This is a genomic window from Pandoraea sp. E26 (genome assembly GCF_000681415.1).
In the GTDB taxonomy this organism is placed as follows: domain Bacteria; phylum Pseudomonadota; class Gammaproteobacteria; order Burkholderiales; family Burkholderiaceae; genus Pandoraea; species Pandoraea pnomenusa.
Map to the genome: position 1 here is coordinate 1 of NZ_AYXJ01000090.1, position 1,555 is coordinate 1,555.

Consider the following 1,555-nt stretch of genomic DNA (forward strand, 5'->3'; position numbering starts at 1 on the left):
GGCGGCGGGGGTGGGCGCAACGGCGGCAGCGGTGGTGCGGGTGGCAGCGATGCGCTCGGCAACGCCGGAGGCGCCGGGGGCGTGTTCACCGGTGGTGTGGCCGGTACGGGCGCAGACGGCACCGGCAATGCCGGAGGCGGGGGCGGTGCGTCTGCGGCAGATGCCGCCCCGGATGTGCGGGGTTTGCAGAGCGGTGAGCAGTATGTCGCCGCGGGCGCCGGGGGAGACGGTGGAATTGGTGGTTTCAGTGCGTCGGGAGGCGGTGGCGGTGGCGGAGGCGGTGGTGGCGCCGGGGGCAACGCCCTGCGAATCGTGGGGGACGTTGCGGTGTCGTCCGGAGCAACATTTGTCGGCTACGGCGGCGCGGGAGGCCGCGGAGGCCTCGGCGGGAGCGGCGGCAATGGCGGGGACGGCGGAACGGGGGCCTATGTCGTTGGCGCTCGCCGGATTGATCTGTCGACATCGGGCGCGTTTTCGGCGTTCATCGGTGGGGCAGGCGGCGGCGGTGGCGCGGGGTTGGTGCAGGGCAAGGCCGGCGTCGGCGGGGACGGATTCAAGGCTGAGGACGGCATCACGCTGGTACTGGGCCCAGGCGACAGCACCCCGAGCACCGCCATGGTTGGGGGCGACGGCGGGAACGGCGCGATCGGCGGCAGCGTGTTGAATGGTATGGGAGGGATCGCGGGATCCGGACTTGTGCTTGGCGACGCCGCCGTTGTGTCTGGCGCACTGAGTGCGGCAGGCGGCGCTGGTGGCAGCGGCGCCGATGGGCAAATTGGCGTCGAGGCGCCCGGGCAACATGACGGCATGTCGGGCGCCTCGGGAGGACGCGGGGGAGACGGCGTACGCGTTGGCGCGAAGGCGACAATTTCCCTTGACGATCCCATCACGGCACTCGTGGGCGGCAGCGGTGGACATGGTGGCAGCGGGGGAATTGGCGAATCTCATACGACGGCGGCCGGCGGCGTCGGCGAGCCGGCAGGTAAGGGCGGTGCGGGCGGCGCGGGCGGCAGCGGGGGCGCGGCGCTTCGCGCCGGTGACGCTGGGTCGGTCAGCACCCATGGTTCGATCGCTGGAGGCGCGGGTGGCAACGGTGGTGCCGGCGGTGGCGCAGGCACCGGCGCCGTCACCATCGATCCGTCGGATGACACGCCAAGTCGTATCGGAGATGGCGGCGTCGGCGTGCCCGGGGGCGCTGGCGGCGCGGGCGGCGCGGGCGGGGCGGCCGTACAGATCGGCGACCGGACGACGATGCTCGGCATGGGTTCAGTCACCGGCGGGGCCGGCGGCACGGGCGGCAACGGCGGCGCTGGCGGTGTCGGCATCGTTTTTCACATGGACCAAGGGTCAATGGTCGGGGTTAGCGGTCACAGCGGTGATGGCGGCGCGGGTGGCGCGGGGGGCGATGGTGGCGCTGGCCTCGCTGCCGGCGCGGCGGCGACGCTGACCAACCGATCGACGGTCAATGGCGGTGTCGGCGCGAATGGGGGGGCCGGAGCGCAGGGCGGGTTCGGCATACCCGTATCGGCGGGCGGTGAGGGGATTGTCGGCGGCA

Annotated in this window: 1 protein-coding gene and 1 pseudogene; one reads left to right on the forward strand and one right to left on the reverse strand. The window is 73.2% G+C overall.

The window, feature by feature from the left end; genetic code table 11:
• Positions 1-801: hypothetical protein (locus tag W930_RS31030; RefSeq protein WP_369798724.1), on the reverse strand; the 801-nt coding region annotated here is incomplete at its 3' end.
• A gap of 6 nt (positions 802-807) precedes the next feature.
• Here W930_RS31030 and W930_RS31035 point away from each other — a divergent pair.
• Positions 808-1,555: pseudogene (locus W930_RS31035) on the forward strand (PE family protein); the annotation flags it as partial.